Source organism: Bradyrhizobium macuxiense, from assembly GCF_001542415.1.
Lineage (GTDB): Bacteria > Pseudomonadota > Alphaproteobacteria > Rhizobiales > Xanthobacteraceae > Bradyrhizobium > Bradyrhizobium macuxiense.
The window spans coordinates 99,582-124,978 of the sequence record NZ_LNCU01000040.1 but is presented as its reverse complement, the minus strand read 5'-3'; the positions used below and the strand labels follow the sequence as shown (position 1 = coordinate 124,978).

At 64.5% G+C, this 25,397-nt stretch carries 22 protein-coding genes; 8 read left to right on the top strand and 14 right to left on the bottom strand.

The annotated features are described in order from the left end of the window. Nucleotides 1-61: 61 nt before the first annotated feature. The 6 genes from AS156_RS13245 to ltnD form a co-directional block, all read right to left on the bottom strand. On the bottom strand, nt 62-1,264 hold the full coding sequence (locus tag AS156_RS13245; protein ID WP_066504393.1) for an efflux RND transporter periplasmic adaptor subunit: 1,203 nt from the start codon (nt 1,262-1,264) through the stop codon (nt 62-64). Next, a complete protein-coding gene (locus tag AS156_RS13240; RefSeq protein WP_066504390.1) occupies nt 1,251-4,430 on the bottom strand; it encodes an efflux RND transporter permease subunit in 3,180 nt (1,059 codons plus the stop codon). The genes AS156_RS13245 and AS156_RS13240 overlap by 14 nt, the downstream gene beginning before the upstream one ends. A 388-nt stretch (nt 4,431-4,818) precedes the next feature. Then, nucleotides 4,819-6,510, bottom strand: coding sequence for a methyl-accepting chemotaxis protein (locus AS156_RS13235; protein WP_066504387.1), 1,692 nt, complete (start codon nt 6,508-6,510; stop codon nt 4,819-4,821). A gap of 169 nt (nt 6,511-6,679) precedes the next feature. Continuing rightward, complete coding sequence (gene otnK, locus AS156_RS13230) at nt 6,680-7,969, bottom strand: 3-oxo-tetronate kinase (protein ID WP_066504383.1); 1,290 nt, start codon at nt 7,967-7,969, stop codon at nt 6,680-6,682. After that, nucleotides 7,966-8,748 (bottom strand): 2-oxo-tetronate isomerase, encoded by a 783-nt coding sequence (gene otnI, locus AS156_RS13225; RefSeq protein WP_066504380.1) that lies wholly within the window; start codon nt 8,746-8,748, stop codon nt 7,966-7,968. Before otnI ends, otnK begins: the two co-directional genes overlap by 4 nt. Nucleotides 8,749-8,760: 12 nt before the next feature. After that, nucleotides 8,761-9,672 carry an L-threonate dehydrogenase gene (gene ltnD, locus AS156_RS13220; protein WP_066504378.1) on the bottom strand — a complete coding sequence of 304 codons (912 nt, stop codon included), beginning with the start codon at nt 9,670-9,672 and terminating at the stop codon, nt 8,761-8,763. 144 nt (nt 9,673-9,816) lie between these two features. Between ltnD and otnC the strand changes: the two genes are divergently transcribed. Both otnC and AS156_RS13210 read left to right on the top strand, forming a co-directional pair. Continuing rightward, entirely contained in the window at nt 9,817-10,473 is a 657-nt protein-coding gene (gene otnC / locus AS156_RS13215) for a 3-oxo-tetronate 4-phosphate decarboxylase (RefSeq protein WP_066504760.1), read from the top strand. An 18-nt stretch (nt 10,474-10,491) separates the two neighbouring features. Then, nucleotides 10,492-10,800 carry a hypothetical protein gene (locus AS156_RS13210; RefSeq protein ID WP_066504375.1) on the top strand — a complete coding sequence of 103 codons (309 nt, stop codon included), beginning with the start codon at nt 10,492-10,494 and terminating at the stop codon, nt 10,798-10,800. 237 nt (nt 10,801-11,037) lie between these two features. Here AS156_RS13210 and AS156_RS13205 read toward each other — a convergent pair whose 3' ends face one another. The 6 genes from AS156_RS13205 to AS156_RS13180 form a co-directional block, all read right to left on the bottom strand. Further along, a complete protein-coding gene (locus tag AS156_RS13205; protein ID WP_066504373.1) occupies nt 11,038-11,742 on the bottom strand; it encodes an ABC transporter ATP-binding protein in 705 nt (234 codons plus the stop codon). Beyond that, nucleotides 11,726-12,487 (bottom strand): ABC transporter ATP-binding protein, encoded by a 762-nt coding sequence (locus AS156_RS13200; RefSeq protein ID WP_066504372.1) that lies wholly within the window; start codon nt 12,485-12,487, stop codon nt 11,726-11,728. The genes AS156_RS13205 and AS156_RS13200 overlap by 17 nt, the downstream gene beginning before the upstream one ends. Then, nucleotides 12,484-13,461: a branched-chain amino acid ABC transporter permease gene (locus AS156_RS13195; protein WP_066504371.1), complete on the bottom strand. Its 978-nt coding sequence runs from the start codon at nt 13,459-13,461 to the stop codon at nt 12,484-12,486. The genes AS156_RS13200 and AS156_RS13195 overlap by 4 nt, the downstream gene beginning before the upstream one ends. Beyond that, on the bottom strand, nt 13,461-14,339 hold the full coding sequence (locus AS156_RS13190; RefSeq protein ID WP_066504748.1) for a branched-chain amino acid ABC transporter permease: 879 nt from the start codon (nt 14,337-14,339) through the stop codon (nt 13,461-13,463). Before AS156_RS13190 ends, AS156_RS13195 begins: the two co-directional genes overlap by 1 nt. A 292-nt stretch (nt 14,340-14,631) precedes the next feature. Continuing rightward, nucleotides 14,632-15,879 carry an ABC transporter substrate-binding protein gene (locus AS156_RS13185; RefSeq protein WP_066504367.1) on the bottom strand — a complete coding sequence of 416 codons (1,248 nt, stop codon included), beginning with the start codon at nt 15,877-15,879 and terminating at the stop codon, nt 14,632-14,634. Between the two features lie 89 nt (nt 15,880-15,968). After that, nucleotides 15,969-16,784, bottom strand: a complete 816-nt coding sequence (locus tag AS156_RS13180) for a putative hydro-lyase (protein ID WP_066504365.1) — start codon at nt 16,782-16,784, stop codon at nt 15,969-15,971. 120 nt (nt 16,785-16,904) lie between these two features. Between AS156_RS13180 and AS156_RS13175 the strand changes: the two genes are divergently transcribed. From AS156_RS13175 to AS156_RS13165, 3 genes are all read left to right on the top strand, one after another. Continuing rightward, nucleotides 16,905-17,822: a LysR family transcriptional regulator gene (locus tag AS156_RS13175; protein WP_066504364.1), complete on the top strand. Its 918-nt coding sequence runs from the start codon at nt 16,905-16,907 to the stop codon at nt 17,820-17,822. 122 nt (nt 17,823-17,944) lie between these two features. Then, a complete protein-coding gene (locus AS156_RS13170) occupies nt 17,945-19,195 on the top strand; it encodes a Zn-dependent hydrolase (RefSeq protein ID WP_066504363.1) in 1,251 nt (416 codons plus the stop codon). Between the two features lie 26 nt (nt 19,196-19,221). Beyond that, the gene (locus AS156_RS13165) at nt 19,222-20,133 is read left to right on the top strand and encodes an NAD(P)-dependent oxidoreductase (protein ID WP_066504362.1); all 912 of its coding nucleotides are present in this window, start codon (nt 19,222-19,224) and stop codon (nt 20,131-20,133) included. Nucleotides 20,134-20,357: 224 nt separating this feature from the next. Here AS156_RS13165 and AS156_RS13160 read toward each other — a convergent pair whose 3' ends face one another. Continuing rightward, the gene (locus AS156_RS13160; RefSeq protein ID WP_066504361.1) at nt 20,358-21,437 is read right to left on the bottom strand and encodes a tartrate dehydrogenase; all 1,080 of its coding nucleotides are present in this window, start codon (nt 21,435-21,437) and stop codon (nt 20,358-20,360) included. A 170-nt stretch (nt 21,438-21,607) separates the two neighbouring features. Between AS156_RS13160 and AS156_RS13155 the strand changes: the two genes are divergently transcribed. Together AS156_RS13155 and AS156_RS13150 are read left to right on the top strand one after the other, a co-directional pair. Further along, a complete protein-coding gene (locus AS156_RS13155; RefSeq protein ID WP_066504359.1) occupies nt 21,608-22,384 on the top strand; it encodes an SDR family oxidoreductase in 777 nt (258 codons plus the stop codon). A gap of 70 nt (nt 22,385-22,454) precedes the next feature. Further along, nucleotides 22,455-23,927 carry an amidase gene (locus AS156_RS13150; protein WP_066504358.1) on the top strand — a complete coding sequence of 491 codons (1,473 nt, stop codon included), beginning with the start codon at nt 22,455-22,457 and terminating at the stop codon, nt 23,925-23,927. A 6-nt stretch (nt 23,928-23,933) separates the two neighbouring features. Here AS156_RS13150 and AS156_RS13145 read toward each other — a convergent pair whose 3' ends face one another. Further along, on the bottom strand, nt 23,934-24,563 hold the full coding sequence (locus AS156_RS13145) for a TetR/AcrR family transcriptional regulator (RefSeq protein ID WP_066504354.1): 630 nt from the start codon (nt 24,561-24,563) through the stop codon (nt 23,934-23,936). Nucleotides 24,564-24,999: 436 nt separating this feature from the next. Here AS156_RS13145 and AS156_RS13140 point away from each other — a divergent pair, with 436 nt between their 5' ends. Further along, nucleotides 25,000-25,347, top strand: a complete 348-nt coding sequence (locus AS156_RS13140) for a hypothetical protein (protein ID WP_136626197.1) — start codon at nt 25,000-25,002, stop codon at nt 25,345-25,347. Nucleotides 25,348-25,397 lie beyond the last annotated feature (50 nt).

Genomic DNA, 25,397 nt, shown 5'->3' with positions numbered 1-25,397 from the left:
CCGTAAGACGCGGATGCCCGGGTCCAAGGCCCGGGCATGACGAAGAGGAAGGAGGCCGCTCCTACCCCTTCACGTCCTGCTTTTCGGAGGCCGTGGTCGGCTTGCCCTTGGCGCCGGCGCCGACCACGCGCACGTGCTCGCCGTCACTAAGTCCATCCGGCGGAGCGGTGATGACGCGGTCGTCGGGCGCAAGGCCGGATGCGAGCTCGATCTCCTTGCCGAGGTCGCGGCCGATCTTCACCGTCTTGAACACCACCTTGTCGTCCGGGCTCACGGTCGCGACCCGCAACCCGCTGGCATTGAAGATCAGCGCGCTGGCAGGAATGCTGAGCGGCGTGGAATCGCGCTGCAGATTGAGTTTCACGCTGGCATAGCCGCCCGGCATCAGCTCGCCGGAGGAGTTGTCGAGCCCGAGCTGCATCCGCGTGGTGCCGGAGGCGACATCGACCGCCTGCGAGGAGGCCTCGACCGTCGCCTGGAACGTCCGGTTCGGATATTCCGGCATCGACAGCGTGGCCTTGGCGCCGATCCTGATCGACGGCACGTAATTCTGCGGCACGTTGACGTAGACGCGCAGCTTCTTGATATCAGAGATCGTGAACATCGCCGGACCCGAGCCGCCACCGGCATTGATCAGCGCGCCGACGTCGGTGTCGCGCGACGTCACCACGCCGTCGAACGGCGCCGTGATCTTCTTGTAGCCGGCGAGCGCTTCGAGCCGCTCGACATTGGCCTGGCCGGCCTTGACCGACGCGTTCTTGTTGGAGAGGTCGGCGGTACGCTCGTCGATCTCCTGCGCGGAGACGAAGTTCGACGCCACGAGCGTCTTGCGCCGGTTCAGCGTGGCTTCCGAGAGCCTGGCGCTGGCCTGCGCGCTGGCGAGGTCGGCGCGTGCCTGAAGCAATTGCTGGTCGAGATCGGGGGCTTCGATCTCGGCGATCACTTGGCCGGCCTTGACCCGCGCACCGATGTCCGCGTCCCAGCTCTTGAGGTATCCGGAAACCCGCGCGAAGATCGGCGCACGGTAATAGGCCTCCAGCCGTCCCGGCAGGTCGAGGGTCGGGCTGAGAGCCTTGGCATTGGGCAGCGCCACGGCAACGGTCGGAATGGCCTGGTCGTCGGTCCATTCCTTCAGCTGCGCGCCCTGCTCCTCACGAGCACGGATGCCGGTGCCGACAATCAGGCCTGCGCCGATCAGTGCGACCACGCCGAATATGCCCAATTTCCGGCGAGAAACCGGCGGGCGCTGTTCAGTGGGCGGCATGCGGCATCTCCGATGAGGCGGCGGCTTTGGCGCCTTGTTTCTTGTGTACCATACTGAATACCACGGGAACAAACATCAGGGTCGCGAAGGTCGCGAAGATCAGGCCGCCGATCACGGCCCGGCCGAGCGGCGCGTTCTGCTCACCGCCCTCGCCCAGCCCCAGCGCCATCGGCGTCATGCCGATGATCATGGCGAGCGCCGTCATCAGGACCGGGCGGAATCGGACGAAACCGGCTTCCAGCGCAGCCGCGACGGGGTCGCCGAGTTCCTCATAGCGCTCGCGGGCGAAGCTGATCACGAGCACGCTGTTCGCGGTCGCCACGCCCATGCACATGATGGCCCCGGTCAGCGCCGGAACCGACAGCGTCGTCTGCGTCGTGAACAGCATCCAGACAATGCCGGCGAGCGCGGCGGGCAGCGCCGTGATGATCACGAACGGATCCGACCAGGACTGGAAGTTCACGACGATCAGCAAGTAGATCAGCACGACGGCGCCGAGCAGGCCGAACAACAGGCCGGTGAAGGCCGAGTTCATGGTCTGCACCTGGCCGAGCAGCACCACGGAGGAGCCCTTCGGCACCTCCTTGGCGGTATCCGCGATCAGCTTCCGCACGTCGGTCGCGACCCCGCCGAGGTCGCGGCCCTGCGTCGTCGCGTAGATCTGCACCAGCGACTGGATGTCGTATTGCGACACCACCGCGCTCGAGGTCGAACGCTTGATATCGGCAATGCCGCCGAGGATCGGCGCCTGCGTGTTGCCGGTCGCGGTGATCGGCAGCGTCTGCAGCGCGCTCAACGAGTCGATCTGGTATTGCGGCGTCTGCATCACGATCGAATAGGACACGCCGTTGTCACGATTGAGGTAGTAGGTCGGCGCGACCTGCGACGAGCCGGCGAGATTGACGACCAGGGAGTTGGTGACGTCACGCTCGGTCAGGCCGACATATTGCGCGCGGGTGCGGTCGACATCGATGTTGAAGGTCGGGTTGTTCGGCGACTGCTGGATGCGCGCGTCGGCGATGCCGGGAATTCGGCGGATCTTGCTGAGCAGCTTGTTGGCATAGGCGAAGTTGGCGTCGAGATCGGCACCGCGGATCTGCAGATCGATCGGCGCCGGCGCGCCGAAGTTCAGGATCTGGCTGACGATATCGGCCGGCAGGAACGCGAAGTTGGTACCCGGGAACATTCGTGGCAATTGCTCACGCAGCGTCCGCACGTGCTCCGCGGTGGGCTTGTGACCTTCCTTCAGCTTGATCTGGATATCGCCGTCCTGCGGGCCGATCACGCCGGTGTTGTTGTAGGTCATGTTGATGCCGGAGATCGGCATGCCGATGTTGTCGGTCAGGGTCTCGACTTCACCGGGGATCAGCTTGCGGATCGCCTTCTGGACGTCGGCGAGCTGGTTGGCGGTCTCCTCGACGCGGGTGCCGACCTGGGTGCGGACATGCATCAGGATGTTGCCGGCATCGACCGACGGGAAGAAGTTGCGCCCGAGGAACGGCACCAGCAGGAACGACGCGGCAACGACCGCGAGGAACGAGGCCACGAACACCTTGCGATGGCCGAGCGCCATCGCAAGCAAACCATGATAGCCGCCGCGGATGCGCTCGAACCGCGCCTCGAAGCCGCGCTGGAACCAGACGAAGGGATTGCGCGACTTCGGCGGCCCGCCCTCGTGATGGACATGCGCCTGCAGCAAATAGTTCGCCATGGTCGGCACCAGCGTGCGCGACAGGACGAACGACCAGATCATCGCGAACATCACCGCTTCCGCCATCGGCACGAACAGGAAGCGCGCGACGCCGGTCAGGAAGAACATCGGCACGAACACGATGCAGATACAGAGCAGCGAGACGAAGGCCGGCGTCACGATCTGGTTGGCGCCGTCGAGGATCGACTGCTCGACCGGCTTGCCCTGCTCGAGATGGTAGTTGATATTCTCGATCGTCACCGTGGCGTCGTCGACGAGGATACCGACCGCGAGCGCCAGACCGCCGAGCGTCATGATGTTCAGCGTCTCGCCGATCGCCGACAGCATGATGATGGCGCCGAGCACCGACAGCGGGATCGACACCGCGATGATAACCGTCGAGCGCCAGCTGCCCAGGAACAGCAGGATCATCACGCTGGTGAGCAGCGCCGCGATCACGCCTTCGAAGGCGACGCCCTGGATCGCGCCGCGGACGAACAAGGACTGGTCGCCGATGAAGCCGATCTTGAGCGCATCCGGCATCTGGTCCTTGACCTCGATCACCTTCTTCTTGATGCCGGAGATAATATCGAGCGTCGAGGTCGCGCCGGCCTTCAGCACCATCATCAGCACAGAACGGTTGCCATCGACGTGCACGATATTGGTTTGCGGCGGATTGCCGTCGCGCACGCTGGCAACGTCGCGGATGTAGACCATCGCGCCGTTGACGGTCCTGATCGGCAGGTCCCCGAGCTCCTCGATCTTGAGCGGCGAGTTGTTCAGGTTGATGGTGTACTCGAACTCGCCGATCTTCTGGGTGCCGACCGGCGTGATCAGGTTCTGGGCGGCGAGCGCATTGGCGACGTCCTGCCCCGACAGACCGCGCGCCTGCAGCGCGGTCGAATTGAGATCGATCTGGACCTGGCGCTGCTTGCCGCCGAACGGATAGGGAATCGCGGCGCCGGGCACCGTGACCAGCGGTGTGCGCAGCTGGTTGATGCCGATATCGGCGAGGTTCTGCTCGGTCAGTCCGTCACCGGACAGCGCCAGCTGGATGATCGGAACGGTCGACGCACTGTAGTTCAGGATCAGCGGCGGCGTCGCGCCCGGCGGCATCTGCTTGAGCAAGGTCTGCGAGATCGCGGTGACCTGCGCGTTGGCCGTGCGGATATCGACGTTGGGCTGGAAGAAGATCTTGATGATGCCGACGCCGTTGTAGGAATTGGCGACGATATGCTCGATGTCGTTGACCGTCGTGGTCAGCGCGCGCTGGAACGGTGTGGTGATACGTCCGGACATCTGGTCCGGCGGCAGGCCGGTATACGACCAGACCACGCCGATCACGGGAATGCGAATTTCAGGAAAGATGTCGGTCGGCGTGCGCAGCGCCGCCAGCGGTCCGATGATCAGCAGCAGGAGCGCGAGCACGACGAAAGTATATGGCCGGCTCAGCGCGATACGGACCAGTGCGATCATAGAAAGGGTATTCCCGAAATTCCCGAAAAAGCCTGCCCAGGCAAAGGAATCGGCGCTTCAAAAAAGCGCCGTTCCACTGGGGTCGATTTACCCGAAGGACGGCAAAACGCCAACCCGTGGTGTGCCAGCAGCCTTCACTTCATTGGCATAGCTCGTGAGCAAGCCCGCCGAAATGCCTGCAGCCTGGGCCGGCTGGCGCTCAAAAGAGACAGACCTGCTCCGAAAACCGGCAAGGCAGGGACACTGCTTTGGCCCTACGAAGCTGATGCATCGCAGGTCTGCGAAATTGCAAAGCGTGGTGAGCGGCCCCCATCCCCGCGTCGCGCGTCCGTCGCGCCAACAGGCGAGCATCGAAGGGCTTCGATGCTCGCCCGATTGGCGTTCGTCGTCAGGCGGCACGGACAGCGTCGAGGAACTTGCCGACCTCGAGCTTGAGGCGGTTGCTGTCGCCGGAGAGCGACTGCGCCGCCGACAGCACCTGGGTCGAGGCCGAGCCGGTTTCGGTCGCGCCCTGCTGCACGTCGGTAATATTGGCCGAGACCTGCTGGGTGCCGAGCGCCGCCTGCTGCACGTTGCGCGAAATCTCCTGGGTCGCCGCGCCCTGCTCCTCGACGGCGGCCGCGATGGTGGAGGAGATCTCGGACAGCCGCTCGATGGTCGAGGAAATCTCCTTGATTGCACCGACGGATTCCTGCGTCGCAGCCTGAATGCCGGAAATCTGCTGGCCGATCTCGCCGGTCGCCTTGGCAGTCTGCTCGGCCAGCGCCTTGACCTCGGATGCCACGACCGCGAAGCCGCGGCCGGCCTCGCCGGCGCGCGCCGCCTCGATGGTGGCGTTCAGCGCCAGCAGATTGGTCTGGCCGGCGATGGTGTTGATGAGCTCGACGACGTCGCCGATGCGCGCGGCGGCCTTCGACAGCTCGCTGACGCGATCATTCGTGGTGCGCGCTTGGCCGACGGCGTCGCCGGCCATCCGTGCCGATTCCTGCACCTGGCGGCTGATCTCCGTCACCGACGACGACATCTCCTCGGTCGCCGACGCCACCGACTGCACGTTGGCGGAAGCTTCTTCCGAAGCCGCGGCGACCGTGGTGGTCAGTTGCTGCGAACGCGTGGCCGTCGTCGACAGCGTGCCTGCGGAGGCTTCGAGCTGGGTCGAGGCCGACGATACGGTCTGCACGATCTCGCCGATCATCTGCTCGAAATTGCGGGTGATACCATCGACCCGACGGCCGCGCTCGATCTTGGCTTCGGCATCCGCCGCGGCAGCCTCGTCAGCGGCCTTCTTGGCGATCAGGGCTTCCTTGAACACCTGCAGGGTGTCGGCCATCATGCCGACCTCGGTCTTCTCGCCCTGATGGGGAACGATCGCGGTGAGGTCCCCGCGGCCCAGAGCCTGCATCGGCGTGACGATCGACGCGATACCGGCAGAGACATCGCGAACCAGATAGAAGCTGACGCCGATGCCGATCAGGATGGCGACGCCGAGAATGGTCGCCAGCACCATGACGGCCGAATTGTAATTGTCGGCCGCATCCTTCGCCGCCTTGTCAGCACCGGCGTTGTTGAGCGCGATGTCCTTGCGGAGGATTTCATCGGCATCGAGGCCGATCTTGTTCACGACCTTGGTGTTGAGCTCATGCGCTTCCTGCGGGAGCCTGCCCGCTTCCTTGCGCGACAGGGCCATCACATCCTCGGTGCCCTTCTTGTATCTGGTCCAGGTTTCGGCCCACTGGTTGTAGAGCGCCCGCTCCTCCGGAGAGGAGATCATCGCCTCGTAGGTCGCCCGTGCCTTGGTATTGGCTTCGACCACGCTGGCAAGCGTCTTCTCGGCCGCCAGCTTCTCTTCAAGCGTCTCGGCGAGCATGTGCTCGCGGATCACGTTGCGATAGGTGATGACGCCGGCGCGCAGTTCGCCGAGAACGCGCACGCTCGGCAGCCAGTTCGTCGTGATGTCGGTCGTATTGGCGTTGATCGTGTGCATGTCCCTGACTGCGAGCAAGCCCATGCCCGCCATCGCGACAAGCAGTAGCGCCACGACGGAAATGATCTTGGCGCGAATCGAGAGTTTGGCAAACATCGTGATGTCTCTTGCTGGCGGGAGCGGGTCCGGGTCGGGAATCAAACGGCGACGCGACGGGACGTCGCGGGCATCAAAGCCTGCGCCCGTCCTTCGGTTGGGTTAATTTGAATCCCCGTTGAACTACGGAGTCGCAATTTGTTGCCGCGAAGTGAGGCGCGCGGCGCGCTCAGCGCATCAAGGCGAGCGCATCCGAGAAGAATTCCGGTCCGCCGAAATTGCCCGATTTCAAGGCAAGCAACATGTCGCCGCTGCTGATTCCGACGGCGCGCAGAACCGGAACGCCCGCGGCGATTTCCGCACCGACGAGGAATCCCGGGATGCGCAGGCGGTCGACCACGGCGCCCGAAGTTTCACCACCAGCCACCACCAGCCTGCGCACGCCCGACTGCACCAGACCGTCGGCGATGTCGGCCATCGCCTGCTCGATGGCGTGTCCGGCTGCATCGCGGCCATGACGGGATTGCAGGGCTGCAACCTCATCCGGAGTAGCGCTGCTCGCGATCAGGATCGGGCCGTCGCCGATCCGGTCCTTGGCCCAGGCCAGCGCGCGTTGCGCCTCGTCCTTGCCAGCGACGACCCTTTCGGGATCGAGATGCAGCACCGGCATCACCTTCTCGGCGCTCGCGATCTGCTGCAAGGTCGCCTGCGAACAACTACCGGCGAGGCAGGCCGGCGGCCCGCCGACCGCCATGTCCTGCATTGCGTTCACGGCATCCGGTTTGACCTTGCCCGCGGCAACCAGCGCCCGCGCCAATCCGAGCCCGATCCCGGAGGCGCCGACCGAGACGCGATGGTCGAGCGCCACCTGCCCGATAATCTCGAGGTCGCGGTCGAACACCGCGTCGACAACGGCCGCGCCGATGCCCTTGGCCGCGAGATCGGCGAGCTTGGCGCGGACCGCGTCCACGCCGCGGCCGAGGGTCGCGAGATCGACCAAGCCCACCTTGGTCTTGCTCTGGCGCGCCAGCACCCGCACCAGGTTGGAATCGTGCATCGGATTGAGCGGGTGGTCCTTCAGCGGGCTCTCGTTCAGCGGCACCGCGCCGACGAACAGATTGCCCTGATAGACGGTGCGGCCGGTCTCCGGGAACGCCGGAGTGACCAGCACGATCGTATCGCCGGAATCTGCACGCAGCGCATCCATCACCGGACCGATGTTGCCGGCGTCGGTGGAATCGAAGGTGGAGCAGATCTTGAACAGGATGTGCTCCGCACCGCGGCCGCGCAGCCACTGCTCAGCCGCGCGCGAGCGCGTCACCGCAAGGCCGGCCTCGATCGAGCGGCTCTTCAACGACACCACGACGGCATCGACCTCCGGCAGCACAAGATCGGCCGCGGGCACGCCGATGGTCTGCACGGTGCGCAGCCCGGCGCGAGTCAGCGTGTTGGCGAGGTCGGAGGCGCCGGTATAGTCGTCGGCGATGCAGCCCAGAGACAGTTTCGCTGCGACCGTCACGGCTTCACTCCCGCATAGGGCTTGAACCAGGCGAGACCATCCGTGGTCTTGCCGCGCGGATTGTACTCACAGCCGACGAAGCCGCCATAGCCGAGCCGGTCCAGTTCGCCGAACAGGAACGGATAATTGAGCTCCTCCCCGTCGGGCTCATTGCGCGAGGGGATCGAGGCGATCTGGATGTGGCCGATGACAGGCATCATCTCGCGCAGCCGCATCGTGACGTCGCCGTGGACGATCTGGCAGTGATAGATGTCGAATTGCAGCTTGAGGTTCGGAATCTTCAGCTCGTTGATCAGGTCGTGGGCGAAGGTGAAGTCGTTGAGGAAGTAGCCCGGCACGTTGCGCGGGTTGATCGGCTCGATCACGACGTCAAGGCCGTGCGGCGCGAAGAATTCCGCGGCGTACGCGACGGATTTGCGAAACGCGGCGACTGCCTTCGGATCGTTGCGGTTGGCGATACCCGCCATCAGATGCAGCCGCTTCACTCCGGTCGCCTGCGCATAGGGCAGCGCGGCGGTCAGGCTCCGCTGCAGATCGGTGAAACGATCGGGCAGCGCGGCAAAGCCCTTCTCGCCGGCGTTCCAATCGCCCGGCGGCAGGTTGAACAGCGCCTGCGTCAGCCCATTGCCGTGCAACCGTTTGCCGACCTCATCGGCCGGATGATCATAGGGAAACAGGAACTCGACCGCGGTAAAGCCCGCCTTCGCCGCCGCCTGGAAGCGGTCGAGGAACGGGACCTCGTTGAACATCATGGAGAGATTGGCGGCAAAGCGGGGCATCTGGAGGTCCTCTTATTTCTCGCCGGGCAGTTTGGTGCCGGTGACCTGCGCATACATCCGCGCCACCGACGCATCGTCGTCGCGGCCCATGCCGGCGGCCGCCGTCATCAGGAACATCTGCAGCGCCGCGGCGGAGACCGGCACCGGGAAGCGGGCATTACGCGCCATGTCCTGGATGATGCCGAGGTCCTTGACGAAAATCTCGACCGCACTGCGCGGCGTGTAGTCGCCGTCGAGCACGTGCGGCATGCGGTTCTCGAACATCCAGGAATTGCCGGCGGAAGCCGTGATCACCTCGTAGACTTTCCGGATATCGAGGCCCTGCTTGGCGGCAAAGGCGATCGCCTCGGAGGCGGCGGCGATATGCACGCCGGCGAGCAATTGGTTGATCATCTTGAAGGCGGCGCCCTGCCCCGCCGCATCGCCGAGCTCGTAGAGCTTCGCCGCCATCGCATCCAGTGCCGGCCGCGCCTTCGCGAACGCCGCCGCGCTGCCTGAGGCAAGGATGGTAAGTTCGCCCTGCGCCGCGCGCTGCGCACCGCCGGAAATCGGGGCATCGAGATAGTGCCGGCCGGTCGCTTCGAGCTGTCTGGCGAGACGCCGTGCGATGTCGGGATCCATGGTCGCCGACGACACGAACACCGCGTCCTTCGGCAACGTCTCGGCCACGCCGCCGGCGCCAAACAGGATCGCTTCGGTCTGCGCCGCATTGACCACGACGCTGACCACGATATCGGTGCCCCTGGCGGCCTCGGCCGGCGTCTTCGCGCCCTTGCCGCCGTCGGCGACAAACCGTCCGACCGCGTCCGCCGAGACGTCGCAGCCGGTCAACTCGAAGCCCGCGCGCTTGAGCGAGGTTGCCATGCCGTATCCCATCGACCCCAGCCCGATGACGGCGACGCGTTGTGTTGCGGAACTGGACATGCGGCGATCCCTGAACATTCTTGGTTGTTTGAGCATTTTCGGAAAACCGGCTTTCACCCTTCCGGATCATGCTCGTTGTTGCCTGCCTATCACGGCTTGGCCGCGCTGCCAAAGCATGAGACAAAGCGGAAAACGGATAGCGCCATGAGCGAAACAAAGCTTCGTGAGGATATCTGCCGCTTCGGCCGCTCGCTGTTCGAGCGCGGGCTGACGCCGGGCTCCTCGGGCAATATCAGCGTCCGGCTCGACGACGGCGGCTGGCTGGTGACGCCGACCAACGCTTCGCTCGGCTTCCTCGATCCGGCGAAAATGTCGCGGCTCGGCGGCAATGGCCGGCTGGTCTCCGGCGATGCTCCGACCAAGGAAGTGCCGCTGCACACCGCGCTCTACCAGACGCGCGCTTCCGCCGGCGCCGTGGTGCATCTGCACTCCACCCACTCGGTCGCACTCTCGATGCTGCCCGAGATCGACCCGCGCGCCGTGCTGCCGGCGATGACGGCCTACTACGTCATGAAATGCGGCCAGACCGCGCTGGTGCCATACTATCGCCCCGGCGACCCCGCCGTCGCGGATGCGATCAGGGGACTGGCCGGGAAATATTCGTCCGTGCTGCTCGCCAATCACGGTCCCGTCGTCTCCGGCGACACGCTGGAAGCGGCGGTGTTCGCGACCGAGGAGCTGGAGGAAACCGCAAAACTCTATCTGCTGCTGCGCGGGCTGAACCCGCGCTATCTCTCGCCCGAACAGGTGGCGGATTTGACCAGGACGTTCGGGCTCGTGCTGCCGGATCACCCTCACTAGATCAAGCGGAGGACGGATATGCGGAAGACAGTCATGATGAAGTTCGCAGGCTTGGCGTTCGCGGTTCTGTTCACCAGCGGCCTTGCGGCATCATCCGCACGGACCGAAGAGACCTTGCAAGGCATGCTGGCAACCCAACTGCGGGCGCAGGGCTATCCTTGCGACAAGCCGGTCAAGGCCGAACGGGACGAGAAGCTCTCCAAGCCCGACAACGAGGCTTGGGTTCTCACATGCGACAACGCGACCTACCGCATCAGCCGCGTGCCGGACCTCGCCGCCAAGGTCGAGGTCGTTCCCCAGGACCATCCGGACAAGACCAAACAATGAAGTCGGGCGACTGCCCGCCACGGACACCGACGTCGTCCTGATCGGGATGACGGTCTATTCCCCGTCATTGCGAACGAAGCGAAGCAATCCATCGTGCGGCGTACGCGGAAGCATGGATTGCTTCGTCGCTTCAGCGCAAAATTGCTTCGCAATCTTGTCGCGAGCTCCTCGCAATGACGGGCCGCAAGGACTCACAGCCTCTCAGGTGGCGTGGTGGGCGCGGAAACTTCACGGCGATTACAGCCCCAGATACGCCTTGCGCACGTCCGGATTGGTGCTGATCTCCGCCGCCGTGCCCTGCATCAGCACGCGGCCGGTCTGCAGGATGTAGGCGCGGTCAGCGATCTCCAGGCACTCGGCCATGCGTTGCTCGACGATCAGCACGGTCATGCCGGCGTCGCGGATGCGTTTCACGGCCTGGAAGATCTCGTCGACCAGTTTCGGCATGATGCCCTGCGACGGCTCGTCCAGCATCAACAGCCGCGGCCGCGTCATCAGCGCGCGGCCGATCGCCAGCATCTGCTGCTCGCCGCCGGACAGTGTCTCGGCGCGCTGGTCCAGCCGCTCGGAGAGCCGCGGGAACAGCTTGAACACGAGATCGAGCGGCTCGTCGCGATTGGCTTGGCTGCGATAGAGGTAGCTGCCGAGCCGGAGATTGTCGCGTACCGACAGCCGCGGAAACAGCCGGCGATTCTCCGGCACGAAGGCGATGCCGCCGGCGGTGATGACATGCTGCGGCTTGCCATCGATGCGGGCGCCATCAAAAGTCACGCTGCCTGAACGCGGCCGCTCCGCGCCGGCGATCGACTTCAGCAGCGTCGACTTGCCCGCGCCATTGGCGCCGGCGACGCAGACGATCTCGCCCTTGCTGACGTCGATCGAGACCGCGGAGATCGCAACCAGGCCCTGATAGGCGGTGGTGACTTCACGCACCGACAGCATGACGATCCCCGAGATAGGCAGAAATGACTTCAGGATTGCGAACCACTTCGGTGGGCTTGCCTTCGACCAGCACCTTGCCGAGATTGAGCACGATGGCGCGATCGACCAGCGGCATCACGATCTCCATGACGTGCTCGACCATCAGCACGGTGATGCCGGCAGCACGTACCTTGCGCACCAGTTCGACGCCGGTCTGCGCCTCGACCGGCGTCAATCCGGTCAGCACTTCGTCGAGCAACAGCAGCTTCGGCTCAGTCGCCAGCGCACGCGCAACCTCGAGCCGCCGCTTCTCCGACGGCACCAGATCGCTGGCCATCACATTGGCGCGCGCGGCAAGGCCGCAGAACTCCAGCACCTCGTAGGCCTTTTTCCGCGCAACCCGCATCACGGTGTTGCGGATCAGCGCGCCGACGATGACATTGTCGATCACAGTCATGGTCTCGAAGCTCTTGACCACCTGGAAGGTGCGTCCGATGCCGCGCTGGCAGCGCTCGGCCGCCCCCAATGTGGTGACGTCCTCGCCGTCGAAGATGATCGAACCTTGAGTGGGCGGCAGCACGCCAGCGATCAGGTTGAACAGCGTCGACTTGCCGGCGCCGTTCGGGCCGATCAGGCCGACGATCTCGCCGCGGCCGACCGAGATCGAGACGTCGCTGTTGGCGACGAGGCCGCCGAAACGCTGCCAGACGCCGCGGGTTTCCAAGAGTGGGGTTTCCAGGAGCGGGGTTTCAAGGGGCGCCGTCATCGCGCAGCCTCCTTGCGCAAGGAGAACACGCTGACCAGCCCTCGCGGCAGCGCCAGCGAGATCAAGACGATCAGGGTGCCGTAGACGATCAGGTCGACGCCGCGCCCGGAGCCGCCGACGAACGAGCGCGTCAGCTCGGTGAGCGGGATCAGGATGACGGCACCGAGCACCGGCCCCCACAGCGTGCCGATGCCCCCTAACACCGCGGGCAGCGCCATCAGCAGCGAGAACTGGAAGCCCATCACGCTTTCAGGGTCGATATAGGAGACGAACTGGGCGTAGAAGCTGCCGCCGACCGCGACCAGGAAGGCGGAGACCGCGGCCGCGCCCATCTTGGAATTGAACACGACCACGCCGAGGCTTTCGGCGGCGTCGGGATTGTCCTTCACCGCGCGCCACCAATAGCCCCATTTGGAATCTTCCAGCCACCAGGTGACGAGCCAGGCGATGCAGGCGAGCGCCAGCGCAAAATAGAAGTACGGCAGTTTTGAACGGGTGAACTGGAATTTCAGCCAGCTGTCGCCGCGCACAGGGATGTCGATGCCGAGCGCCGCACCGGCCCAATCCCAGTTCTGGATCAAGAGCAGCGCGATCTCGGCGATCACAATGGTCGCGATCACGAAGTAATGGCCACGCAGGCGGAAGCAGGGATAACCCAACGCCATCGCGATCACCGCGGAGATCGCGCCGCCCGCCAGCATGCCGAACCACGGCAGCACACCGAATTTGGTGAACAGCAACGCAGTGGTGTAGGCTCCGAGCCCAAAATAGAGCGCGTGGCCGAGCGAGATCTGCCCACAATAGCCGGACAGGATGTTCCAGCTCTGCGACAGCGCCGCATACATCAGGGTCAGCACCATGATGTTCTGGACGTAGACGTCCTTGACGAACAGCGGCACCAGTGCGGCGATCACGGTCAGGCAACCGGCCATGATCAGGTCACGCCTGCGGCGTTGGGCGAAGTGCGTATCCATCACATCGATCCGAACAGGCCGCGTGGGCGGATGAAGACGATCAAGAGGTAGACGGCATAGATGCCGACCGATTTCAGCGACGGCGGCAGGATCAGCGCGGTGGTCGCTTCCACCAGGCCGACGATGATGCCGCCGGCAAAGGCGCCGAACACGCTGCCGAAGCCGCCGAGCGCCACGGTGACGTAGGCAATCAGCGCGAAGGACGCGCCAACATCAGGATAGACGTAGAAGAAGATCGCCATGATGGCGCCGGCGAGCCCCACCAGCGCGGCACCAAGGCCCCAGCCCAGCGCGAACACCTTGTTCTTGTCGATGCCGACCAGGGCCACCGCGCCCGCGTCCTCACGCGTCGCCTCGAGCGCGCGGCCGAAATCGGTGCGGTGGATGAAGAAATAGAGCGCAATGAAGGCGACGACCGAGACCAGCGCTCCGACCAGTTGCGGCTCCGGCAGATAGATGCCGGCGACTGACACCGTCTTCCCGCCCAGCCAGGAGTGAGTGACGCTGCGGTAGTCGGGCGTGAAGAAGAACTGCGCCAGGCCGCGCATCACGATCGCCAGACCGAAGGTCGAGAAGATCTGCACCATGCCGGCATTGGCTTTGGCGCGCACGGCGAAGCGGACCACCAAAAGGTAGACCACGGCACCGAACACGAACAGCGCCGCGGCGACCAGCGGCGCCGCAAGCAGAGGATCGATCGCGAAGTACGCGAACAGGAAGAAGGTCGCGTACATCGCTATCATCAGGAACTCGCCGTGCGCGAAATTCACGACGTCCATCAATCCGAAGATCAATGCGAGCCCGGCGGCGATCAGTCCGTAGAGCAGCCCCATCAACAGGCCGCTCGCCAGACTCTGGATAATGGTCTCGGCTGTCACCGCTGACACTCCATGCCCCGGCTGTTGTGATTAGCTCCCGTCATTGCGAGGAGCGAAGCGACGAAGCAATCCATTCTTCCTTCTAGTGGCGCGATGGATTGCTTCGCTTCGCTCGCAATGGCGGAGCATGCGAGACTCTGAATCGTGTCGTCGGATGTCACCGCCGTCTGTCCCCCACTAGAGCGTTTTCGAGCGAACTGGATACGGGTTCGCGTGAAGAAAACGCGTCAAAACAAGAATCCAGAGCTCCGTTCCGATTCCATCGGAACGGAAGTCTCTGGCGCCCGGCCGATCAGCTGTTCATCGGCCAGATCGCCTCGGAGACGGCGGCCTGTTCCGGGAAGATCGTCACGAAGTTCTTCGCCGCGTACTGCAGCAGCACCGGATCGGCGAAGTTGTTCTGCCCCATCTCGTCGAACTTGACGCGCTTCCACGGCATGATGGTCACATCGCCCGGCATGTCGGTCGCGGCCAGCGCCTCGCGAATCTTCTCGCCGTCGGTCGACTTGGCGCGGTTGATCGCATCGGCCATCACGATCAGGCCCATGAACTGGCGCGACGAATAGTCGTTGAAATCCTTGCCGGACTTGGCGCGATACATCTCGTTGATGAGACCGACCATCGGACGTTTCTGAGCCAGGTCGAGCGAGAAGCTGCCGCGCGAGATCACGCCCTCGAGCTTGTCGCCGACGGCGTCATAGGTGGCCTTTTCCGAGAAGCCGGCGTCCTGCGCCACGATGTTCTTCGGCTTGTAGCCGAGTTCGGCCATGGTCTTCACCAGCAGGATTGCATCGGTGGTGTAGCTCGACGGCATCAACACGTCGGCATTCGCGGCCTTGAGCTGCTGCACCTCGGCGGTCAGCGACGGCGAGTTCGCGCGATATTTGATGTCGGCGACGACCTTGTAGCCGCGCTCACTGGCGAGCTTGAGCTGTGAGTTGGCCGAATCGGTGCCGAAGATGGTGTCCTCGTGGAACAGCGACAGCGTCTTGATCTTCTGGCCCTTCTTCTTCATCGCATCGAAGAAGTCGAACATCGCGGTCGAGAACATCTCGTCATGCGGGGCTGCGCGGAAATAGTACTTCAGGCCGCGGCGATGCAGGCTCGGCGAGGAGTTGTCGGCCGAGATGAACGGAATCTGGTAGCGCTCGCAGATCTGGCTGACGGTAACGGCGACCGCGCTCTGATAGGTGCCGATCACGGCGCACACCTTGTCCTGCGTGATAAGGCGCTCGGCTTCAGCGCGGCCCTTCTGCGGGTCGGCCTGGTGGTCGGCGAACACGAGTTTGACCTTTGCGCCGCCGAGGCCGGGCAGACCTTCGCCCTTGGCCAGCGGCAATGCGAAATCATAGTTCTTATTGATGATGTCGGCCGCGGTCTCGAACGCGCGCTGCGCATCGACGCCGATCTGGGCGCTGGACCCGGACAGCGGGTAGATGACGCCGATCGCCACCTCGCTGGCCTGCGCGCGTGCGGCCATCGGACCGAGCGCCGCGGCGGCGGTGGCACCGAGCAATACGTTACGGCGAGAGATCGTCATTTCCCAATTCCCTTTAGGTCATTTCGTTTTTATCGATGAAGTGCTTGTAGCGCGCGGTAAAGCCTCAATGAATTGCACGAATTGCCTATTCAGAGCACAGCGAGCTGCTTGTTCCTGAGATCGGTCACAAGCATCAGTCCAGGCGCGTGCGTGATCGCGAACGGCAATCTCGCGTTGGCAATCACCGCTTGCGGCGTCACGCCGCAGGCCCAGAACACCGGGATCTCGTCGGCAGCGACTGGCACCGGATCGCCGTAATCGGGCTTCGCGATGTCCTTGATGCCGATCGAATGCGGATGGCCGAGGTGAACCGGCGCGCCGTGCACCGACGGGAAGCGCGAGGTAATCTGCACCGCGCGGATTGCGTGTGCCGGCTTGAACGGACGCATTGAGACCACCATGGGGCCGGCGAACGGGCCGGACGGGCTGCAGGCGATATTGGTGCGGTACATCGGCACCCGCACATTGTGCTCGATGTGACGGATCGGCAGCCCCTCGTCCATCAACGCCTCTTCGAACGAGAACGAGCAGCCGAGCACGAAGGAAACCAGATCGTCACGCCAGTATTTCATGATGTCGGTCGGCTCGTCGGCCACCTCGCCGTCGCGCCAGACGCGATAGCGCGGCACGTCGGTCCGGATGTCGAGGTCGAGGCCGAGCGCCGGTATGCTGGGGTCGCCGACATCGGACATGCCGATGATCGGGCACGGCTTGGGATTGAGCTGGCAGAAGCGGTGGAAGGCGCCGGCCAGCTTCTCCGGCAGGATCGCGAGATTGCCCTGGACGAAGCCATTGGCGACGCCGGCGGTGGTCGAGGCCATGCCGTTGCGGCAGGCCCGCCGCGCCTCAACGCTTGGAAGCACCGTCTCCCCCTGAGATCGCTGCGCTGCCGCAAAAACAGTCATGGGAGCCTCCTGCCCATAATCTCGACAAGGACAAGCCAACACCAAGCATGATATAATGTCTAATCGTCCTTTCTAATCAAAATCGATAATTTGGATTTATCGATTGGAAAAATGCTTCCAATGACGGACTTCCGCTCGATCGAAACTTTCCTCTGGGTCGTCAAGCTCGGCAGCTTCCGCGGCGCCGCCCAGCGGCTCAACACCACACAGCCGGCGATTTCCCAGCGCATTGCACAACTCGAGCGTGAGATGGGGGTCAAGCTGTTGAACCGCGACCATCGGGTGGCCTCGCCCACGCCGAGCGGACGGCAGATGATGGTCTACGCCGAGAAGCTGATCGGGTTGCGCTCGGAGATGATGGCTGAGGTCGGCGACCGTTCGGCGATGCGTGGCGCGCTCCGCCTCGGCGTCGCGGAGACCATCGTGCACACCTGGCTGCCGCGGCTGGTCAAGAGCGTGAACGAGGTCTATCCGAACCTGTCGCTGGAGATCGAGGTCGATATCACGCCGAATTTGACGGCCCGGCTGCTGGCGCAGGAGATCGAACTTGCGTTCGTCCTTGGGCCGGTCTCGGCCTCCGGCGCGCACAACCGCGTGCTGTGCGATTACCCGATCGGCTTCCTGGCGAGCCCGGCGCTTGGCCTCGGCGACGGCCCGGTGGCGCGGCAGGACCTGGCGCGGTTTCCGATCATCACCTTTCCGCGCAAGACCCAGCCCTACGAGACCGTGCGCGCGCTGTTCAACACGCCGGATCTGCCGCCGATCCGCCTGCACGCCTCTACGTCGCTCGCGACCGTGATCCACATGGCCAATGAAGGTCTCGGCATCGCCGTGATCCCGTCGGCGATCGTCGAGAACGAGCTTGCCGACGGACGCCTGCAACTGCTCGATACCGACCTCAAGCTGCCGCCCCTCACCTTCACCGCAAGCTGGCTCGCCTCCCCCGATGCCGTGGCGATCGAGCGTGTCGCCAATCTCGCAGAGCAGATCGCACAAGCGCGCGTCGTGGTTGACGAGGTCGAAACGGCGCGCCATTGAAACGAGAGCCGGAGATGAACTGTCATTCCGGGGCGGCTCGAAGAGCCGAACCCGGAATCTCGAGATTCCGGGTTCGATGCTGGCGCATCGCCCCGGAATGACACCTGAAATGGACTGACCGCATGAGCCGAGCCGCCACCAACCTGCAGATCGATTCCGCCCGCCTCTGGGGCACCATCCATGACACCGCGAAGTTCGGTGCGACGCCGAAGGGCGGCGTGCGGCGGCTGACGTTGAGCGCCGAAGACAAGCAGGTGCGCGACTGGTTCCGCAAGGCATGCGAAGACGCCGGCCTCGAGGTTCAGGTCGATGCGCTCGGTTCGATGTTCGGGTTGAGGAAAGGAAGGGACATGTCGAAGCCGCCGATCGGCGTCGGCTCGCATCTCGACACCCAGCCGACCGGCGGCAAATATGACGGCGTGCTCGGCACGCTCGCTGCGCTCGAAATGGTGCGCACGCTGAACGATGCGGGGATCGAAACCGAGCTGCCGATCTGCATCTGCAACTGGACCAACGAGGAAGGCTCGCGGTTTGCGCCGGCGATGATGGCCTCGGCGGCCTATGTCGGCGATTTCACCACCGACGACATTTTGTCGCGCAGGGATGCCGAGGGGATCACGGTGGCGCAGGCGCTGGACACGATCGGTTATCGCGGCGACGCCCCGGTCGGCCGCCAGAAATTCACCAGCTTCGTCGAGCTGCATATCGAGCAGGGCCCGATCCTGGAGGCCGAGAACAAGACCATCGGCGTGGTCGATTCCGGCCAGGGCGTGCTGTGGTACGACGGCAAGATCACCGGCTTCGAGAGCCATGCGGGCTCGACCCCGATGCCGCTGCGCCGCGATGCGCTGGCGACGCTGTCGGAGATCGTGCTGGCGATGGAAAGCATCGCAAAGAAGCATGGGCCGAAGGCGGTCGGCACCATCGGCGAGGCCGTGATTGCGGCGCCCTCGCGCAACGTCATCCCCGGCGAGATCGCCTTCACCGTCGATTGCCGCAGCGCCGATGCCGCGATCATGGATGCGCTGGACCGCGATCTGCGTGCCGCGGTTGCTGAGATAGCGACACGGCGCAAGGTCGACGTACAACTCGATCTGGTCTGGCGCAAGGCGCCGACGCATTTCGATCCCAAACTGGTCGATGCGGTCGAGAACGCCGCGACGCAGCTTGGCTACCCGCACCGACGCATCACCTCCGGCGCCGGCCACGACGCCTGCAACCTCAACACCGTGATGCCGGCCGCGATGGTGTTCGTGCCCTGCAAGGACGGCATCAGCCACAACGAGCTGGAGGACGCGACGCAGAGCGATTGCGCGGCCGGCGCAAACGTCCTGATGCACACGGTGCTGGCGCTCGCCGGCGTCGCATCCTGATCCTTCCTTCAGCTACGGAGGCTTTCGTGCGCGGAGTGTTTGTCGACGCCAATGAATCGCTCGCTGTGATCACGGAGCGGCTGGAAAGGCCCGGCGATCCCAAGGTGAGGATCAACCGCAATCCCGACATCAAGCCCGAGGACTATCCGGCGGTGCTCGACGGCGCGGAGATCGCGATCATCGACCACACTGCGCTGCCGACCGACGTCGCCAAAAAGTGCGCCGGATTGAAGCACGTCGTGTTCCTCGGCACCGGCGCGCGCAGCTACATGAACCCGGAGGAGCTCGCCGAGCTCGGCATCTCCGTGCACCTGATCAAGGGCTATGGCGACACCGCGGTTGCGGAATCCGCGATCGCGCTGATGTGGTCGTCGGCGCGCGTAATCGCGCAGATGGACCGCGAGATGCGTGCCGGCAATTGGCTGCGCGAGGACGGCATGCAGCTCACCGGCAAGACGCTCGGCCTCGTTGGCTTCGGCGGCATCGCAGCCGAAGTCGCCCGCATCGCGCTCGGCAGCGGCATGGAGGTGATCGCCTGGAACCGGTCACCGAAGACCTATCCCGGCGTCGAGTTCGTCGATCTCGACACGGTGCTGGCGCGGAGCGACGTGGTCTCGATCCATCTGCTGCTCAACGACGAGACCCGCGGCCTGATCACGCGCGAGACAATCTCGAAGATGAAGCGGGGCGTGATCCTGGTGAACACCGCGCGCGCCGCGATCGTCGACGAGCAGGCGATGATCGACGCGCTGAAGTCGGGCCACATCCGCCACGCCGGCCTCGACGTCTTCAACATCGAGCCGCTGCCGAAGGATCACCCGCTGACGAGGATCCCCAACGTGACGCTGTCGGCGCATTCGGCGTTCCGCACACCCGAGGCGAGCGAGAATTTGATCCACGCGGCATGGGAGCATTGCCGCAGGATCGCGAGGGGATAATCTCCGCCGTCGTCCCGGCCAAGCCAACGGGTCGGCGCGCAGCGCCGCCCGATGACAGGCTCCGCGCGAGCCGGGACCCATAACCACCGCTAAACGTTGTCACGAAGGCTGGGGCCACAGCGAGCTATGACGACAAGATCCTGTGGTGATGGGTCCCTGCTTTCGCAGGGACGACAGCACGGGTTGGGCGACGAGCTACCCCACAAGGGAGAGGGTAAGATCGATCAATCCACCATCTCCGCGACCGCCTTGCCGCATGCTGTCGTATCCGCATTGCCGCCGAGGTCGCGCGTCCGCAGCGTGCGTTCGCCGAGCGTGCGCTCGATGGCACCGACGATGGCGTCTGCCGCCTGCTTCTCGCCGAGATGCTCCAGCATCATCGCGCCCGACCAGATCATGCCGATCGGGTTGGCGATGCCCTGCCCTGCGATGTCAGGCGCCGAGCCGTGCACCGGCTCGAAGACTGACGGAAAATCGCCTTCCGGATTGATATTGCCGGACGGCGCGATGCCGATGGTGCCGGTGCAGGCCGGGCCGAGATCGGAGAGGATATCGCCGAACAAATTGGAGCCGACCACGACGTCGAACCAATCCGGATGCAGCACGAAGTTCGCGGTCAGGATATCGATGTGGTACTTGTCCCACTTCACGCCGGGATATTTCTTGGCCATCGCCTCCACGCGCTCGTCCCAGTAGGGCATGGTGATGGAGATGCCGTTCGACTTGGTCGCCGAGGTCAAATGCTTCTTCGGCCGCGACTGCGCCAGATCGAACGCGAATTTCAGGATGCGGTCAACGCCGGTGCGGGTCATCACCGTCTGCTGCGTCACGAATTCGCGGTCGGTGTCCGGGAACATGCGGCCGCCGACCGAGGAGTATTCACCCTCCGTGTTCTCGCGCACCACCCAGAAATCGATATCGCCGGGCTTGCGGCCCGCAAGCGGCGACGGTACGCCGGGCATCAGCCGCACCGGGCGCAGGTTGACGTACTGGTCGAACTCGCGGCGGAACTTGATCAGCGAGCCCCACAGCGAGACGTGATCCGGGATCTTGGCCGGCCAGCCGACCGCGCCGAAATAGATCGCATCATGCTTGCCTATCTTGTCCTTCCAGTCGGCCGGCATCATTTCGCCGTGCTTCTCGTAGTAGTCGTAGGAGGCGAAGTCGAAATGGTCGAACTTCACGTCGACACCGTGCTTTTTCGCCGCGGTCTCGATGACGCGCAGCCCCTCGGGCATCACTTCCTTGCCGATGCCGTCGCCGGGAATGACCGCAATCCGATACTGCTTCTTCGCGCTGCTCATCGAGAACACCCTTGTGATTTGCCCGGCCGGCAATGCCGCCTATCCTGGTTGCCCTGCAATGGACCAAACTTCGCGCGAGCGCAACGCTGCAGTGCAGTGTTGACCACCGCGCGACCCTGCCCTTACGAATTCGCCGACATCCCGTTCCTCTCCAGCAAGCGAGAATTCACATGGATCTGCATCTGCGCGGCAAGCGTGTCCTGATCACCGGCGCCTCCAAGGGCATTGGCGCGGCGGCCGCCGAGGCCTTTGCCGAGGAAGGCGCCCACCTACTGCTGGCGGCGCGCAACGGCGACCAGCTCAAGGCGCTCGCGGAGCGGCTCCGGTCGGCGCATCAGATCGACGCCGCAACCAGCGTGGTCGATCTGCGCAAGTCAGAGGATCTGGCGCGACTGGCCAAGGAGGCTGCAGACATCGACATCCTCGTCAACAATGCCGGCGATATTCCCGGCGGCTCGATCGACAAGATCGACGAGGCGACCTGGCGTCACGCCTGGGAGCTGAAGGTGTTCGGCTACATCAATCTCACGCGCGCGATCTATGCCCAGATGAAAGCGCGCGGTGGCGGCGTCATCGTCAACGATATCGGCGCCGCCGGCGAGAAGTTCGACGCCAATTACATCTGCGGCAGCGCCGGCAATGCGGCGCTGATGTCCTTCACCCGCGCGCTCGGCGGCAAGAGCCTGGCCGACAACATCCGCGTGGTCGGCATCAATCCCGGCCCGGTCGGCACCGATCGCCACGTCACGCTGCTCAAGACCCGCGCCAAGAACCAGTTCGGCGACGAGAACCGCTACAAGGAATTCCAGAAAGGCCTGCCGCTCGGCCGCCCTGCGCATGCGCGCGAGATCGGCGACCTCATGGCGTTCCTGGCGTCCGACCGTGCGGGCTATACATCAGGCGTGATCTACACGGTGGATGGCGGGCTGACGTCAGGGTGGGGCTAGGCACCTCTTTCTCCCCCGTCATTGCAATGACGGGCTGGGTTCGTCCCGCGCATTGCCACAACGACGATAAATGTTCTACAGCAGCAGGAACAGAAGACTTCCAACAAACGGAGACAAGCAAGTGGCAGACCAGGGGCTGATCCGTGAAACCGCGTGCGCCGTCGTCGAGAAACTGAAGGCCGGCGACGTTACGCCGCTCGACCTGCTCGACGTGCTGGAACAGCGCATCGCCGAGGTTGACGGCAAGGTCAATGCGTTGCCAACGCTCTGCTTCGACCGGGCGCGCGACCATGCCAAGGCCCTGATGCAGAAACCCGCCGCCGAGCGCGGGCTGCTCGCCGGGCTTCCCGTTCCGATCAAGGACCTCACCGCTGTCGAGGGCGTGCTGACCACGCAGGGCTCGCCGATCTTCAAGGACAACATCCCCGCGAAGTCCGATCTCCTGGTCGAGCACCTCGAGAGCAATGGCGGCGTGATCTACGCCAAGTCGAACACGCCGGAATTCGGCGCCGGCGCCAACACCTTCAACGAGGTGTTCGGGCCGACCCGCAATCCCTGGGACACGTCGCGCTCGGCCGCAGGCTCCTCCGGCGGCGCCGCGGTGGCGCTGGCGACCGGCACGGCCTGGCTCGCGCACGGCTCCGACATGGGCGGCAGCTTGCGCAACCCGGCGAGCTTCTGCGGCATCGTGGGCTTGCGACCGAGCATCGGCCGCGTCGCACACACGCCGAAATTCGGGGTCAACCGCACGCTGGGCGTGCAGGGACCGATGGCGCGTAACGTCGAGGACCTGGCGCTGCTGCTGGATGCAATGAGCGGCGAGCACGCCGCCGATCCGCTGTCCCTGCCCGCGCTGCCGACCTCGTTCCTCTCGGCGGCGCGCTCGAACCAGAAGCCGAAGCGCATCGCCTATTCTCCGGATCTCGGCATCACGCCCGTCGATCCCGAGGTCAAGGCCGTCACCCGCAAGGCGGCCGAGCGTTTCGCCGAGGCCGGCGCGATCGTCGAGGAGGCGCATCCCGACCTACACGAAGCCCATGAATGCTTCCACGTGCTGCGCGCATTCGACTTCGCGATCAGCAAGGCCGCGCTGCTGCGCTCCAAGCGCGACCTGCTCAAGCCCGAGGTGATCTGGAACATCGAGGAAGGGCTGAAACTCACCGTCGAAAAGCTCGAACGCGCCGAGGCGCAGCGCGTGGCGATGACCGAGCGTGCGCTTGCCTTCTTCGACAAATACGATCTCCTGCTGGCGCCCGCGACCATCGTGCCGCCGTTCCTGGTCGAGAACCGCTACGTTGCCGAATGCGACGGCAAGAAGTTCGACAACTACGTCGAATGGCTCGGCATCGTCTACGCGATCACGCTGGCCTGCTGCCCGGCGCTATCGCTGCCCTGCGGCTTCACCACGTCGGGCCTGCCGGTCGGTCTGCAGATGGTGGCAAAGCCTCGCGCCGAGGCGCAGCTCCTGGCCGGTGCGAAGGCGCTGGAGGACATTCTGGGCCTACGCGACTCGACGCCGATCGATCCGCGGCCGCCGAAGTAAGCCGGCTTACGCCTTCTCGGCAGCCTGCAGGGCGACGGTGAGCGCAAGCTTGGTCTGCTCGACGATCTCGTCCATCAACTCCTCGCGGCTGATCTGGCCGACCTCGCCGGTGAGCAGCCCCTGCTCCGCGAGCATCACGATGCCATGCAGCCCGGCCCAGATCTTCAGCGCCTGGCGTTCGCGCAGCAGGCCGACGGCGGGCGCCTCGAACGCCTCGATCAGCAGCGCCAGCGTTTCCATCGCCGCGGTGTGCAGCTCGCTGCCCTCTGGCGCGCCGGCCATGATGCGCGATGCGAACATCAGGCGGTAGACGCCGTGACGCTGCAGGCCGAAAGCGAGCGCCGCCTGCGCGAAGCGCGACAGCTTCGACTGCTTGCCCGGCTTGTCGATCGCCTCGCGCATGATCACGTTGAACTGCCGGAACGCCTCCGCCGTCACCGCCTGGAGCAGCGCGTCGCGGTCGGCAAAATGCCGGTACGGCGCAGGCTGCGAGACGCCGAGCTGCCTGGCCAACGCCTTGATGCTGATCGCCTCCGGCCCACCGAGCTCGATCTCCTGCAAGGCAGCCTGGATCAGGGCGTCGCGCAGATCGCCATGGTGGTAGGTCTTGAACGGCTTACGAACGATTTGTCCCATCGCGGAAATAAATCACTGGTGGGTTAATCAAGGACTGACAGTAGCATACCAGCACTCTCGGGCCTCCACTTCAACCGGTCCAACGTCGATTACAAAATCCGTAAATCAAGTGCGAGACCAGACCGTGGGCCTGCCAAAACACCACACAAATAAGGGAATATATTCCTATCAATCGACATTGCTGGACTGCACGCGCCAGACGACATGGCCCCGACGTGATCGCCAGGCAGCTGGGGCGTATCGATGGCGTGCGGGCCGAGCGTAACGCGTATGCCGATGCGACGGATCGCAATAATTCCGAGCGCCCGGGTCAACAACGTGGAAGCGCCACAAATCTGCAATGGTACGAATGCTAGTCTTGCCGATGATCGGAAGCGCGTGAAAACACGTACTCGGCGTCATGTATCGAACGTTCATCATAGCGGCGATGATAGCGATGAGTTCGTTTGCCGCGGACGCTGCCGAATTCACCATCATCAACGGGTCGCACGTCCCGCTCGAGCACCTCTACATTTCGCCGTGCGGAGCGAAGGATTGGGGACCCGATCAGCTCACGGGATCGCTCCCCCCGTCGCGGCTCTTCACGGTGTCGCACATCGCCCCCGGCTGTTACGACGTCGAATTCGTGGTTGCTCCCTGGAACGTCTGCGTGGCCGCCGGTGCAGCTCTGCGCCGAAGCGAGGTCTGGCGCGTTTCCCAGTGGACGGTGTTTGGTTCGCAGAGCGGCGATTGCTCCAATGTCGCCGGCTACGTGTCCGCGGGGCGACGATCGTGGACCTGGTAACCGGTTGATCCCATCAAAGGCTGTGCATCGATTTGCCTCCGGTGACGGAG